We start from the raw sequence: 13,315 nt of genomic DNA, 5'->3' as shown, positions 1-13,315 counted from the left end.
CGTTTTATCTGATTAAATCAAGCAAAATCATGAAAAAAATTACACTGCATTGCTGGGCCTTATGCCTGTTGAGCGCCCCGGCTTGGGCCAATACGCCGCTGCCCGATTTCGCCCCGCCGGCTGAAGGCCAGCAGGTGGTGATCAACATCCCCCAGCTGAAACTGTTTCTGTATCAAAACGGCACACTGTTGAAAAGCTACAACGTGGCGGTGGGCAAAAACACCACCCGCACCCCCTTGGGCGAGTACAAAATCGGCGCTAAGGCCTACAACCCCACTTGGCATATTCCCAGCAGCATTCAGCGTGAAATGGCGGCCAAAGGGCAGCCAGTGCAAACCACCATTCCACCGGGGCCTAAAAACCCGCTGGGGCCGGTGTTTGTGCGCCTAGGCGATCCCAAGCTGGGCTTGGGCATCCACGGCACCAATGCCCCGGGCAGCGTACCCGGTGTGCGCAGCCACGGCTGCGTGCGTATGCAAAGCCCGAATGCGCTGGAATTTGCCAAATCGGTGCGCAGCGGTGCCGATGCGGCAGTGGTATACCAATTGGCTTCGCTTAATGTCGACGAAGCCGGGCATTTGTGGCTGGCTGCCTACCGCGACCCCTACAACAAAAAAAACCTCGACCGCAGTGCGCTAAACAACAGCATGACCAACTGGGCAGCGCAAAACCAGCTCAAAATCAACACCCAACGGGTTAACCATACGCTCACCCAACGCAATGGCCGTTTGGTGTGCGTTACCTGCACCGCCGCGCAAAACAAAGTACAAGGCAAACTCAGTGCCTTGGCTTGGCAAAGCGGCAGTGGTGACTTGGTCAGCCCGAAAGCGGTATTCGGCACCCCGCCCAGCGTGCCCGAGCAAGACCAAATCCTGCCCGAAGGCAGCGCCGTGGAAGCGCTAACCGATCCGGTGCCGTCGTCTCACAATCCCGCACCGCACACGCAGAAACCACTGACACCGGCACCGGCGAGCACACCGCCAGTACGCGAACTCAAACCCATCAACACCGCACCCGTGGCTGTGCCGCCGGCCAGCGACACGCCGGAAGAAACCATGCTCAAGCAATTGCTGTAAACCGGCGGCTAGCATAACAACAAGGCTGCCTGAAAAGTTTTGGCTTCGCAGAAGCTGGGCTTTCAGGCAGCCTTGCAATAAATACACTTCAACTGCGGTAATCGGCATTAATCGCCACATATTCCTTGGAAAAATCGCAAGTATAAATATGCGCGGCGGCTTCGCCCCGATGCAAATCCACGGTGACGGTGATTTCCGCTTCGGCCATCACTGCCTGCCCCGCCGCTTCGGTGTAGCTGGCGGCACGGCCGCCGTGTTCGGCCACCAATACGTCGCCCAAATACACTTGCAAGGCATCCACATCCAAATCGGCAATCCCCGCATAGCCGATGGCGCACAAAATCCGCCCTAAATTGGGATCGCTGGCGTAAAAAGCGGTTTTCACCAACGGCGAGCGGGCAATGGCATAGCCTACGGCACGCGCTTCTTCGCTACTGCGGGCGTTTTTTACCGCCACGGTGATGAATTTGGTGGCGCCTTCGCCATCGCGCACAATCGCCTGCGCCAATTCCAGCGCCAAATCGGCCAGCACCGCTTTCACGGCGGCGTAATTGGTGTCGGCCACGGCGCTGATTTTGGGCAAATCGCTTTTGCCGGTGGCCACCACCACAAAGCTGTCGTTGGTGCTGGTATCGCCGTCTACACTAATGGCGTTAAACGACACCTCGGCCACTTCGGCCACCATTTGCTGCAATACCGGCTGCGCAATCGCCGCATCGGTGGCCACAAAGCCGAGCATGGTGGCCATATTGGGGTGAATCATGCCCGCACCCTTGGCAATGCCGGTGAAATGCACTTTATGGCCGTCGATATACAGGGTGCGGCTGGCAGCTTTGGGCACGGTGTCGGTGGTCATGATGGCCGCAGCGGCGTCGGACCAATGCACCGGCTTCACCGTGGGCAGCGCGGCGGTGATTTTGGCCACCGGCAGCGGCTCCAGAATCACGCCGGTGGAAAAAGGCAGCACTTGCTCGGGCGCACAGCCCACTTGCTCGGCTACGGCGCGGCACACCGCCAGTGCATCATCGCGCCCTTGCTGGCCGGTGCCGGCATTGGCATTGCCGGTGTTGATCACCAAGGCGCGAATACCCGCATCGGCGGCCAGATGCTGCTTAGCGATTTGCACCGGCGCGGCGCAAAAGCGGTTTTGGGTAAACACCGCGCCCACACTGTTGGCGGCATTGAGCACCACCAAGGTTAAATCATCGCGCCCGGCTTTTTTCACCCCGGCCTGGCCCACATACACCTGCGTGCCGTCGATGGCCAAAATCTGTGCCGCATCAGCGGCCTGTAAATTCACTGCCATAATGTTCTTCCTCTTGAATGCTGTTTACAGCCAACGGTAAAGCATTTGTGCTGCAATCACCAACAACAGCACGCCGAAGGCGGTTTTCAATTTTTCCGGCGGCAAGGTGTGCGCCACCTTTACCCCCAAGGGCGCCACCGTTACCGTGGCCACCGCCATCATCGCCGCCAGCGGCAAATACCAAAAGCCCAAGGTGCCCGCCGGCAAGCCCGGTACCGACCAGCCCGCCACCAGATAACCCAGTGCGCCGGATGCCGCAATCGGCCAGCCCAATGCCGCCGAAGTACCCACCGCCTCGCGCACGGATACATTACAGCGCATCATAAACGGCATCGACATAGCGCCGCCGCCAATGCCCACCCAGCTGGAAATCACCCCGATAATACCGCCCACCGCCGCCATACCGCCACGGCTAGGCAGCGTGCGCGTGGGCTGGGGTTTGATATTTCGCAGCGTGCGGATGGCCACCACGGTGACAAACACAATAAAAAACAATTGCAAATTTTTGGCCGAAATAAAGCGCGCCAGCACGGCACCGGTAACCACACCCATCATCAGCCCCGGCACCATGCCGCGCACAATATCCCAACGCACCGCTTGCTTGCGGTGCTGCGCCAATGCGCTGGAAAAAGCGGTAAACACCATCACCAGAAAAGAGGTGCCGATGGCGATGTGCTGCGTGTGCGGCGAATCCAAACCTTGCGCATGCAGCACCCACAGCGTTACCGGCACCATCACCATGCCGCCGCCGATGCCCAACAGCCCGGCCAGAAAACCGGCAGCGGCACTCACCGCCAGCACGGCGGCAATCAGCTGTATATCCCACATAAGGTTGGTTTGCTTTCTATAGTGGATTAAATTGACGTGTTTTGTGCTTAAAGGCTACCTGAAAAGCGATTTGGCGATTCAACGTGATTCGACCTTAATGCCGTGGCGGCGCAACAAGGCAGTGGTTACGCCGTCACCGGCCACCATGCGGTTGTGAAAGCCGCCATCGTAAACCTGGCCGCAGCCGCAAGAAGGGCTGTTTTGCTTGAGCACCGCGCGGGTGGCTCCGTGTTGTTGCGCCAAGGCCAACACCGCATGGGCACCGGCCACATAGGCTGCCGACACATCAGCGCCGCTTAAATCGCACACGCGGGCGCAGCCGTTCAGCACGGCCGCACCGTCGCTGCCCTGTAATTCGGCCGGTAGGCGTGGCGTGAGCAAGCCGCCCAAGTGTTCGGGGCATACCGGTATCACTTCGGTTTCCGCCAACGCCAACACCAGCGCCGGATCAGCGCAGCCGCCGCCGTTGTAGCGCACCGGCTGCCCCAATAAGCAGGCGCTCACCAGCACTACTTCTTCGTTTGTGTTTTGCTCCATTCCCACTCTCCATTATGCCGTTGGTGATACAACGCAACGGCGGCGCTATGCTGCGCCTGAATCATCCGCGCGTGCGGCGCGTTGGCGGCGTTTTTTAAGCCAGCGCCAAGCGTAATGCACATAACCGGACACGCTGTAGGCCAAGAAAAAACCGAACAGCACCACCGAAGGCTGCCACGTAACCACCAGCAAACCGAGCACCGCCAAAATCAAAACAAAAAACGGCACTTTGCGGCGGATGTTGATTTCTTTAAACGACCAAAACGGAATCTGCACCACCATCGAAAACCCGGCAAACAATGTTACCGCCAAACACAGCCAGCCCACATAAGGCAGCTTTTCAAAGCTGTGGTTCACCCACACCAAGCCGATTACCAATGCGGCGGCGGTGGGGCTGGGGATGCCGATAAACCATTTTTTGTCGACCTTGCCGATTAAGGTATTAAACAAGGCCAGGCGCAAGGCGGCGCAGGCGCAGTAGATAAAGGCAATGGAATAGCCCACCTTGCCAAACTGAAACAACTGCCATTTATAGGCAATCAGCGCCGGCGCCACACCAAAGCTCACCATATCGGCCAAGCTATCCATTTGCTCGCCAAAAGCGCTTTGACTGTTGGTCCACCGCGCCACGCGCCCGTCCATACCGTCCAGCAGCATGGCGATAAACACCGACACCGCCGCCGTTTCGTAATGGCCGTGCATGGCTTGGGTGATGGCGTAAAAAGCGGCAAACAGCGCCGCCAGTGTAAAGGCGTTGGGCAGCAAGTAGATGCTGTTGTCGCGCAGGCGACCACGGGCGGGAATGGGGGATTCGGGCGGGGTTTGTTGAGGGGTATCGGTTGTCATGGTTATTGGGGTTCTGAGTGGGGGTTTCAGGCAGCCTGTGCAAGTGTGGCCGGTGCAACACGATTAAAACTTCAGGCAGCCTATCTGTATGGTGGCGCTGCGCCAACCACACCTATTTGGCCAAGGCCAGCTCTATCATGGCGCTGCGCAAATCAGCCAAACCGGCGCCGCTGGCCACGGAAATACGCACCGCCACCGGGGTGCCGTCGGCCGCACGCAAGATGCCGGGGCGCTGTTGGTTTTGCGCCAGCTTGTCGATTTTGTTGTACACCAGCAGTTGCGGCACTTCGGCGGCTTTGATTTCGGCCAATACGGTGTTCACATCGTCGATTTGGCGCTCAAATTCGGGGTGGCTCACGTCCACCACATGCAGCAACACATCGGCCAGAGCGGTTTCTTCCAGCGTGGCGGCAAAAGCGGCCACCAATTTGTGCGGCAAGTCGCGCACAAAGCCAACCGTATCGGTGATAAACACGCTGGCCGCGTCCGACAAATACAAACGCCGCGCAGTGGTGTCCAGCGTGGCAAACAATTGGTCTTTGGCCAGCACTTCAGCCTTGGTTAAGCGGTTAAACAGGCTGGATTTGCCGGTGTTGGTGTAGCCCACCAACGCAAACGTTTTCAGGCTGCTGTTCATGCGGCTTTTGCGGCGGGTGGCGCGCTGTTTTTTTACTTGCTGCAATTGCTTTTGCAAGGCGCTGATTTTGTGGCCGATTAAGCGGCGGTCGGTTTCCAATTGCGTTTCGCCCGGCCCTTTCAGGCCGATGCCGCCGCGCTGGCTTTGCAAATGGCCGTAGCCGCGCACCAGCCGCCCGGATAAATGGGTTAGCTGCGCCAACTCCACTTGCAGCTTGCCTTCTTGGCTTTGCGCCCGTTGGGCAAAAATGGCCAAAATCAGCCCCACGCGGTCGAGCACGCGGCATTGCAGCGCGCGCTCCAGATTGCGCTCTTGCGTGGGCGTGAGCTCGTGGTTAAATACCACCAAATCAATCTGCTGCGCCGCCACGGCTGCGGCCAGCTCTTCGGCCTTGCCGGTGCCCACAAATAAGGCGCTATGCGCTCTGTCGCGGCTGCTGCTGAGCACATCCACCACTTCGCCGCCGCTGGCCGCCACCAATTCCGCCGCTTCATTCAAGGCTGCCTGAAACAGGCGCTGACGGGTTTCGGCGGCACCGTGGTAGTCGGCAGACAGCATCACACCCACCAGCAACACGCGCTCGGGGTGTTCAAGGCTTTTGTCTACGGGGAAAGCAGTTGCGGTGGCCATAAGGGTTGCTTCTTAAAATACTCAATAAAAAAAGCCTTTCACGCCGCCTGAAAGGCAGCGTGAAGAAAGTCAATCAGTCTCAGGCAGCCTGAAAGCCGGTTACACCTCAACCTTGCCGGGCAATATGCTCGGCGGCTTGCTGTGCCAATTTGGCGGCATCGGCCACCACGGCATCATCGTCAGCTTGAACGGCGGGGATGCTGTCGGTAGTGGCGGCGGCGTTTTCGGTGCTGTCTTCACCCGCTTCCAGGGGCAGGCGTGCCAATACGGTGCTGCTGGCGCTCACTTTATCGCCAATCGCCACCAAGGGCGTGGCATCCACCGGCAAATACACATCCACGCGCGAGCCGAAGCGGATAAAGCCGTAGCGCTGGCCGCGGGTAATCATTTCACCGGCGCCCACATAGCACAAAATGCGCCGCGCCACCAAGCCGGCCACTTGTACAAAGGTAACCGGGCGGCCGCTGCGGGTTTGCGCCAACACGGCGTTGCGTTCGTTTTGGGTGCTGGCTTTGTCTAAGTCGGCATTCACAAAGCTGCCTTTAATGTAGTCTACCCGCTCCACGGTGCCATCAATGGGGCTGCGGTTGGAGTGCACATTAAACACATTCATAAACACGCTGATTTTCAGCGCCATCACTTCGCGATAGGGATCGGTGGTTTTTTCCACCACCACAATACGTCCGTCGGCCGGGCTGAGGATGGCTTCGGGGTCGGTGGGAATTTCACGTGCGGGGTCGCGGAAAAACTGCACCACAAAGGCGGTAAGCAGCCACAAAGGCAGCGACCACCAGCCGCAAAACAACGCCGCCAGCACGCTAATCAGCACGCTGCCAAGAATAAACGGCCAGCCTTCGCGGGCGATAACCGGATGAGGGTAAAAACGGGCCAAAGCAATGCTCCTATGGAAATAATACCCATCCTAAAAAATAAGCTAACTGCGTTGGGTCACCTTGTCGTACTGGGTATACGGCCTGCGGCTCAACTCAAAGAGAACGATTTAATTTACTAGAGTGCTTAAAGCACCAAGTAAATCAGTTTCGCCTTGTTATTTTATTTTTTATGATGGTATACAAAGTAACAAAATCGCTGTGGATTATACCGCATTCCGCTGCTGGCTGCCGCCGCAAACAATGATGCCGTTTCAGGCAGCCTTATCATTTTTGAAGGCTGCCTGAAACGGCAGATTGCTTTGCTTTTGGGGCTGCTCTGTTCGGTGTTTACAAATCCTCTACCACGCCCGCAGCGGCGGCCACCGCCTGCGTTTCGGCCACGGCGGTGTTGCGCGCTTCTTCGCTGGCATACATCACGCTGGTGCCCACAATCTGGCCGTTGCCGGATTTAAGATTGAAATAAAACTTGCCCGACTCACCGGTTTTCAGCTCGTAGCGTGCTGCCGTGGGCGCATGGGTGCGCACCGACTCAATGCCGTTTTGCGCTGAAGCTTTGCTGTTGTATTGTTCGCTTTTGAGTAAAGTTTTGTCAGCATCGTTTTTGAGGCTGAAATTGAACTGCCCGCTGTCGGTTTTTCTGAGAATAAACTCGGCCATCTTGCCACTCCTTTTGCAGATAATATAGAAAAATCAGATGATTAAAAAAGGGCACTGCAAACAGCAACTACAGTTGCGCACTATAGGAACAGGCTGCGGGCGTTGTCAATCTTTGCGGGTGTAGGATTAAGAGATAAGGCTGAAGCTTTGGCAAAACCGCACTCAGTCGCACCTGCGCAGGCAGGTGCCCAGTGCAAAGCAGCGCTTTGCTTATCACTCATTTTTAGAAAATGAAGCTGCGCTTCAAGCTGGGCTCCTGCCTGCGCAGGAGCGACAGAATCTGCATTTTACAAAACACTTAGGCTGCCTGAAACAGGGTTTTTATCCAAACCGGTTTCAGGCAGCCTTTAATTGCACTATATCTTTAATAAACACTATATCTTTAATAAACACTATTTCAATAGAAAAATCCCCACCAAAGCCAGCGCAATCAAGGCCAGCCACAGGTTTTGCCGTTGCTGGGTTTTAACCAAATGGATATAGGCATCACGCATTTCCTGCTGACGGCGCTCGTCCACCAGCATATTGATTTTGCGCGGCAGGCTGGGCAGCATTTGCGCCCAATCCGGCGCTTCGGTTTTCAGGTTGCGCCACAGCGCTTTAACGCCCATTTGCTCGTTCATCCAGCGCACCAAAAACGGCTTAGCGGTGGCCCACAAATCCAAATCGGGGTCGAGCTGGCGGCCTAAGCCTTCGATATTGAGCAGGGTTTTTTGCAGCAGCACCAGCTGCGGCTGGATTTCCACATTGAAGCGGCGGCTGGTTTCAAACAGGCGCATCAACACCAGCCCAAAAGAAATTTGCGACAAAGGCTTGTTGAAAATCGGCTCGCACACGGCGCGCACCGCCGCTTCCAGCTCTTCGGCACGGGTGTCTGGCGGCACCCAGCCCGATTCGATATGGGCGGTGGCCACACGGTGGTAATCGCGATTGAAAAAGGCCAGAAAGTTGATGGCCAGATAGCGCTTGTCGTAATCGGTGAGGCTGCCGACAATGCCAAAATCCAGCGCGATATAGCGCCCGTCGGCGGCCACCATAATATTGCCCGGGTGCATATCGGCATGGAAAAAGCCGTTGTCAAACACTTGGGTAAAGAAAATCTCCACACCGAAACGCGCCAGCTGTTTTAAATCAATGCCTTGTGCTTTGAGCACGGCGATATCGGCAATCGGGGTGCCGTCCATCCATTCGATGGTCAGCACATTGCGCGCACAATAATCATAATACACTTGCGGCACCAGCAGCATGGTGCTGCCTGCAAACTGCCGCCGCAGCTGGCTGGCGTTGGCGGCTTCTTTCATCAAATCCAGCTCGTCGTGCAGGTATTTGTCGAACTCGGCCACCACTTCGCGCGGCTTTAAGCGTTTGCCGTCGGCCAGCAGACGCTCAATCCACACCGCCCCAAACTGCATCAGCGCCAAGTCTTGCTCTATCACCGGCAAAATTTGCGGGCGCAACACTTTTACCGCCACTTTTTCGCCCACGCCGCCGTTGTCGTCAAACAAATGGGCTTCGTGTACCTGTGCAATCGAGGCGCTGGCCACCGGCTGCGGGTTAAAGCGGGCATACAGTGCGGCCACGGGCTTACCCAAACCGGCTTCGATTTGCGCCATCGCCACCGCGCCGTCAAACGGCGGCACATTGTCTTGCAGCTGGGCCAGCTCGCGGGCGTAGTCGGGTGCAATTAGGTCGGGGCGGGTCGACAGCACTTGGCCGAATTTAACAAAAATCGGCCCCAGCTCTTCCAAGGCCAGCCGCAAACGCACTGCCGGTGCTTTGTCGGCATGGCGCCCTTGCGGCAGGCGGGCGCATAATTTTTGCAGCCAACGCGGGCGGATGTGCGGCAGCAGCAGCGCCAACAGGCCGTAAACATACAGCGTGCGCACAATCACCCAAAACCGTTTCGGCCATTTCAGCATGGCAACCCATTCCGTTAATCTGATTGATGACAAGGCCGCTATTGTAAAACAATTCCTGCCACCCTGCTGTGGATAAAAAACAGGCTGCCTGAACGGTTTCAGGCAGCCTATTGTGTGTTTTTATAGTGAATTAAATTGAAACTAATACTGCGTTGGCTCGCCTTGTCTTAATTCCAATTTAATCCACTATAAGCCGATTTATTGCACTTTTTTCAGCACATAATTGTTGGCCAATTCGCCGGTGATTTCTTTGCCGTCGGCATCCAGATGTTTAATCTGGCCTTCGCCCACAAAATACTGGCGCTGGTCGGCGGCCGCATCCAATTGCACCACGCTGCCGCCCGGCAACCAAGTGAATTTACCGGTTACGGTTTCTTTCAGCGCTTCTTTACCGCCTTGGTAGTCTTCGGTGAGGCGGTAGGTGCCGTCGTCATTCAACACCAGCTCGGTGGCAATGCCTTCGCACGAAGCGCACGGCAGCACGCCTTGGTAAGTGCCGTTCCAATCCAGTGCGTTTTGGGCATTGTGCATATCCGGCGCAACAGCGCTGGCCTCAATGGTTTCCGGCGCAGATGCAGGCTGCGCTGCCGAGGCTGCCGGGGTGGGTGGGTTGTCTGCTGCGGTGTTGCCGCCGCAAGCCGCCAATACCAAGCCGGCCAACAATAAAGGGAGCATACGTTTCATCATGTCTTTAAATCCTTGTTGAGTCATTGAGATGATATGGGTTTGCAAACCCAAGCCCTGTGAGTAGGAGCCATCCGGCCCGGCCAGGTTCCCGCTTATTCCGGTTTTAATACTGAGGTATCGGTGCTGTCGGCGGGCAAAACCGCTGCCTCTGCGGCGTTCTGTGTTTCATCCTGGGCGGTGTATTGCTGCTTTTTGGCGGTTAAGTAGCGCTGGATGGCCTGTACCAAAGCCTGGGTGCCTTCGTGTGCCAAGGCGCTGATGCAAAACAGGCGCGGGGTTTCGGTATCGAAAGTAAAGCGATCGTCCGGCTCGGGGAACTGCCAGCCGGTAGCGGCCAAAAAGGCGGCCACGCGTTCGGCGCGTTCATCTTCAGGCAGCATATCGAATTTGTTTAACACCAGCCAGCGCGGTTTTTGATACAGCGTTTCATCGTAGCGGCGCAACTCGTTCACAATCGCCAGCGCTTCGGCCGCCGGATCGGTGGCTTCATCAAACGGGGCAATATCCACCACATGCAGCAGCAGGCCGGTGCGTGCCAAATGTTTCAAAAAGCGGTGTCCCAAGCCAGCGCCGTCGGCGGCGCCTTCAATCAAGCCGGGAATATCAGCCATCACAAAGCTGTGGTTTTCGTCCATGCGCACCACGCCCAAATTGGGGTGTAGGGTGGTAAACGGATAGTCGGCCACTTTGGGGCGCGCGGCCGACACGGCGCTAATCAAGGTGGATTTACCGGCGTTGGGCATGCCCAGCAAGCCCACATCGGCCAGCACTTTCAATTCCAATTGCAAGGCGCGCGCTTCGCCCTCTTCGCCCGGGGTGGCCTGCTTGGGCGCACGGTTGACCGATGATTTAAAGTGGATATTGCCCAAGCCGCCCTTGCCGCCCTTGGCCAAGCACACACGCTGGCCGTGGTGGGTGAGGTCGGCCACGATTTCATCGGTGTCGGCATCGCGAATCAGCGTGCCCACCGGCATATGCAGCTCGATATCGTCCGCGCCTTTGCCGTAGCGGTCGGCACCGTGGCCTTTTTCGCCGTTTTTGGCTTGGTAGCGCTTCACAAAACGGTATTCCACCAATGTGTTGATGTTTTCATCGGCCAGCGCAAACACACTGCCGCCACGCCCGCCATCGCCGCCATCGGGGCCGCCGCGCGGTACAAATTTTTCGCGCCGAAAGCTCACCGCCCCATTGCCGCCACGTCCGGCCACCACATCGATTTTGGCTTCGTCGATAAATTTCATGTTTTCGTTTTCCTATTGATTAAGCGATGAGCAGCACAATCCGGCTATTCATCCGCAAAATGGTTTTTCAGGCAGCCTTTTCATTTGCCCAAGGCTGCCTGAAAAACCATCTGCCACTATTATATCGTGTAATTTGGCAAAATCCGCACTTCCAAACAAGGCAGAATACACAATAAAAAAAGCCCCGTCGCTACGACAGGGCTTTATCGCGAAGACGAAAATTATTCGTCGGCGCCGGTGTAGGGGCGCACGCTCACGGTTTTGCGGTTCAAAGCGCCTTTCACTTTAAACTCCACATAGCCGTCTACCTTGGCGAACAAGGTGTGGTCTTTGCCCATGCCCACGTTGTCACCAGCGTGAAAACGGGTACCGCGCTGACGCACGATGATAGAACCGGCGGGAATCAGTTCGCTGCCAAAGGCTTTAACACCCAGTCGTTTGGCTTCTGAATCGCGGCCGTTACGTGAGCTACCGCCTGCTTTTTTGGTTGCCATTTGTTTACTCCTTAACTATTACGCAATTGCCACAATTTCAATTTGGGTGAAATTTTGGCGATGACCTTGGCGCTTTTGGTAATGCTTGCGGCGGCGCATTTTGAAAATGCGTACTTTCTCGCCGCGACCATGCGCCACCACTTTGGCCGTTACCTTGGCACCTGAAATAAAAGGTGCACCCACTTGAACCGCTTCGCCGTCAGCAATCATCAAAACTTCATTCAGTTCGATTTGGCTGTCGAGTTCGGCTGGTATCTGTTCTACTTTCAATTTTTGGCCAACGGTAACTTTGTATTGTTTACCGCCGGTTTTTATGACCGCGTACATACTCAACTCCATAAGAATCTTGGATTTAATCAAACCACACAACAAATGTGGAACTGCGCATTGTAAGCACACCCGTCTGTTTTGTCAAAACTTTTGCCACCCAAAATCCGCCAACGCTGCCTGAAAACCACACCCGCACGCATGTGCACGGCGGTGCAGCCAAGGCGCAATGCTGTTATAATCCCGCCCACACCGATTAGCCAAGGGCGTATCTTTACGCGTGCGCCCGCCTGCCGAAACCCCTTAAAGCCATGCTCGAAAACCTGCCTTACTTTCAAAAAAACCTGCCCGGCGACTTGGCGCAAGTGGATGCCGTAATCAACCAAGCGGTGCAGTCTGAAGTGGTGCTGATTTCGCAAATCGGCCAATACATTATTAGTGCCGGCGGCAAACGCCTGCGCCCCATCATCACCATTTTGGCCGGCAAAGCACTGGGCTACAGCGACACACCTTTATATTCCTTGGCGGCAATGGTGGAATTTATCCACACCTCCACCTTATTGCACGACGACGTGGTAGACGAAAGCGACTTGCGCCGTGGCCGCCAAACCGCCAACAACCTGTTTGGCAACGCCGCCGCCGTGCTGGTGGGCGACTTTTTATACACCCGCGCTTTCCAGCTCATGGTAGGCTCCGGCAGCATGAAAATCCTTTCAGTGATGGCCGATGCCACCAACATCATTGCCGAAGGCGAAGTGATGCAGCTGATGAACATCGGCAACACCCACATCACCGAAGCCGAATACCTGCAAGTCATCCAATACAAAACCGCAAAGCTGTTTGAAGCCGCCGCCCAAGTGGGCGCCATTTTGGCCGGTGCGAATGCGCAGCAAGAAGCCGCATTGAAAAACTACGGCATGTATGTGGGCACCGCATTTCAAATTATTGATGATGTGCTGGATTATTCCGGCAGCGCCGAGCAAATCGGCAAAAACGTGGGCGACGATCTGGCCGAAGGCAAGCCCACCCTGCCGCTGATTTACCTGATGCAGCAAGGCAGCACCGAAGCCGCCGCCGATGTGCGCCAAGCGCTGGAAAACGCCGACCGCAGCTATTTTGCCAAAATCCACCATCATGTGCTGCATTCCAATGCACTGGCCTATTGCATCAGCCAAGCACAAAATGCGGTAAACAACGCCGTGGCCGCCCTGGCCGACTTGCCCGACAACGACACCACCCGCGCCATGCGCGAACTGGCCGAGCTTTCCGTAGCCCGCCTGTCTTAAAGCCCTTACCG

At 56.3% G+C, this 13,315-nt stretch carries 15 protein-coding genes; 3 read left to right on the top strand and 12 right to left on the bottom strand.

Features of this window, described 5'->3' with window-relative positions; translation table 11 throughout:
- Window positions 1-29: 29 nt before the first annotated feature.
- On the top strand, window positions 30-1,076 hold the full coding sequence (locus JQU52_RS04605; protein WP_230339966.1) for a L,D-transpeptidase: 1,047 nt from the start codon (window positions 30-32) through the stop codon (window positions 1,074-1,076).
- A gap of 88 nt (window positions 1,077-1,164) precedes the next feature.
- On the opposite strand, the gene argJ is transcribed toward JQU52_RS04605, so the two are convergent.
- From argJ to rplU, 12 genes are all read right to left on the bottom strand, one after another.
- The gene (gene argJ, locus JQU52_RS04600) at window positions 1,165-2,382 is read right to left on the bottom strand and encodes a bifunctional glutamate N-acetyltransferase/amino-acid acetyltransferase ArgJ (RefSeq protein ID WP_230339965.1); all 1,218 of its coding nucleotides are present in this window, start codon (window positions 2,380-2,382) and stop codon (window positions 1,165-1,167) included.
- A gap of 24 nt (window positions 2,383-2,406) precedes the next feature.
- Entirely contained in the window at window positions 2,407-3,210 is an 804-nt protein-coding gene (locus tag JQU52_RS04595; RefSeq protein WP_230339964.1) for a sulfite exporter TauE/SafE family protein, read from the bottom strand.
- 78 nt (window positions 3,211-3,288) lie between these two features.
- On the bottom strand, window positions 3,289-3,747 hold the full coding sequence (locus JQU52_RS04590; protein ID WP_230339963.1) for a DUF523 domain-containing protein: 459 nt from the start codon (window positions 3,745-3,747) through the stop codon (window positions 3,289-3,291).
- A gap of 45 nt (window positions 3,748-3,792) precedes the next feature.
- Window positions 3,793-4,593, bottom strand: coding sequence for a CDP-diacylglycerol--serine O-phosphatidyltransferase (pssA, locus tag JQU52_RS04585; protein ID WP_230339962.1), 801 nt, complete (start codon window positions 4,591-4,593; stop codon window positions 3,793-3,795).
- A gap of 112 nt (window positions 4,594-4,705) precedes the next feature.
- On the bottom strand, window positions 4,706-5,860 hold the full coding sequence (hflX, locus tag JQU52_RS04580) for a GTPase HflX (RefSeq protein WP_230339961.1): 1,155 nt from the start codon (window positions 5,858-5,860) through the stop codon (window positions 4,706-4,708).
- A gap of 106 nt (window positions 5,861-5,966) precedes the next feature.
- Window positions 5,967-6,752, bottom strand: a complete 786-nt coding sequence (locus JQU52_RS04575) for a phosphatidylserine decarboxylase (protein WP_230339960.1) — start codon at window positions 6,750-6,752, stop codon at window positions 5,967-5,969.
- 328 nt (window positions 6,753-7,080) lie between these two features.
- Window positions 7,081-7,410: a YegP family protein gene (locus JQU52_RS04570; RefSeq protein ID WP_230339959.1), complete on the bottom strand. Its 330-nt coding sequence runs from the start codon at window positions 7,408-7,410 to the stop codon at window positions 7,081-7,083.
- Between the two features lie 392 nt (window positions 7,411-7,802).
- Window positions 7,803-9,326: a ubiquinone biosynthesis regulatory protein kinase UbiB gene (gene ubiB, locus JQU52_RS04565; protein ID WP_379060849.1), complete on the bottom strand. Its 1,524-nt coding sequence runs from the start codon at window positions 9,324-9,326 to the stop codon at window positions 7,803-7,805.
- Between the two features lie 201 nt (window positions 9,327-9,527).
- Window positions 9,528-10,016, bottom strand: coding sequence for a copper resistance protein NlpE (locus JQU52_RS04560; RefSeq protein ID WP_230339957.1), 489 nt, complete (start codon window positions 10,014-10,016; stop codon window positions 9,528-9,530).
- A gap of 92 nt (window positions 10,017-10,108) precedes the next feature.
- Complete coding sequence (gene obgE, locus JQU52_RS04555) at window positions 10,109-11,257, bottom strand: GTPase ObgE (RefSeq protein WP_230339956.1); 1,149 nt, start codon at window positions 11,255-11,257, stop codon at window positions 10,109-10,111.
- A 221-nt stretch (window positions 11,258-11,478) separates the two neighbouring features.
- Window positions 11,479-11,751 carry a 50S ribosomal protein L27 gene (gene rpmA / locus JQU52_RS04550; protein WP_230339955.1) on the bottom strand — a complete coding sequence of 91 codons (273 nt, stop codon included), beginning with the start codon at window positions 11,749-11,751 and terminating at the stop codon, window positions 11,479-11,481.
- Between the two features lie 18 nt (window positions 11,752-11,769).
- Entirely contained in the window at window positions 11,770-12,078 is a 309-nt protein-coding gene (gene rplU / locus JQU52_RS04545; RefSeq protein WP_230340523.1) for a 50S ribosomal protein L21, read from the bottom strand.
- A 47-nt stretch (window positions 12,079-12,125) separates the two neighbouring features.
- Here rplU and JQU52_RS04540 point away from each other — a divergent pair, with 47 nt between their 5' ends.
- Window positions 12,126-12,278, top strand: a complete 153-nt coding sequence (locus JQU52_RS04540) for a hypothetical protein (RefSeq protein WP_230339954.1) — start codon at window positions 12,126-12,128, stop codon at window positions 12,276-12,278.
- Window positions 12,279-12,329: 51 nt separating this feature from the next.
- A complete protein-coding gene (locus JQU52_RS04535) occupies window positions 12,330-13,304 on the top strand; it encodes a polyprenyl synthetase family protein (protein WP_230339953.1) in 975 nt (324 codons plus the stop codon).
- Window positions 13,305-13,315 lie beyond the last annotated feature (11 nt).

This window comes from Paralysiella testudinis (genome assembly GCF_016894345.1).
Lineage (GTDB): Bacteria > Pseudomonadota > Gammaproteobacteria > Burkholderiales > Neisseriaceae > Paralysiella > Paralysiella testudinis.
Note: the sequence above shows the minus strand (reverse complement) of the source record. Positions and strands in the feature narration are given on the sequence as shown.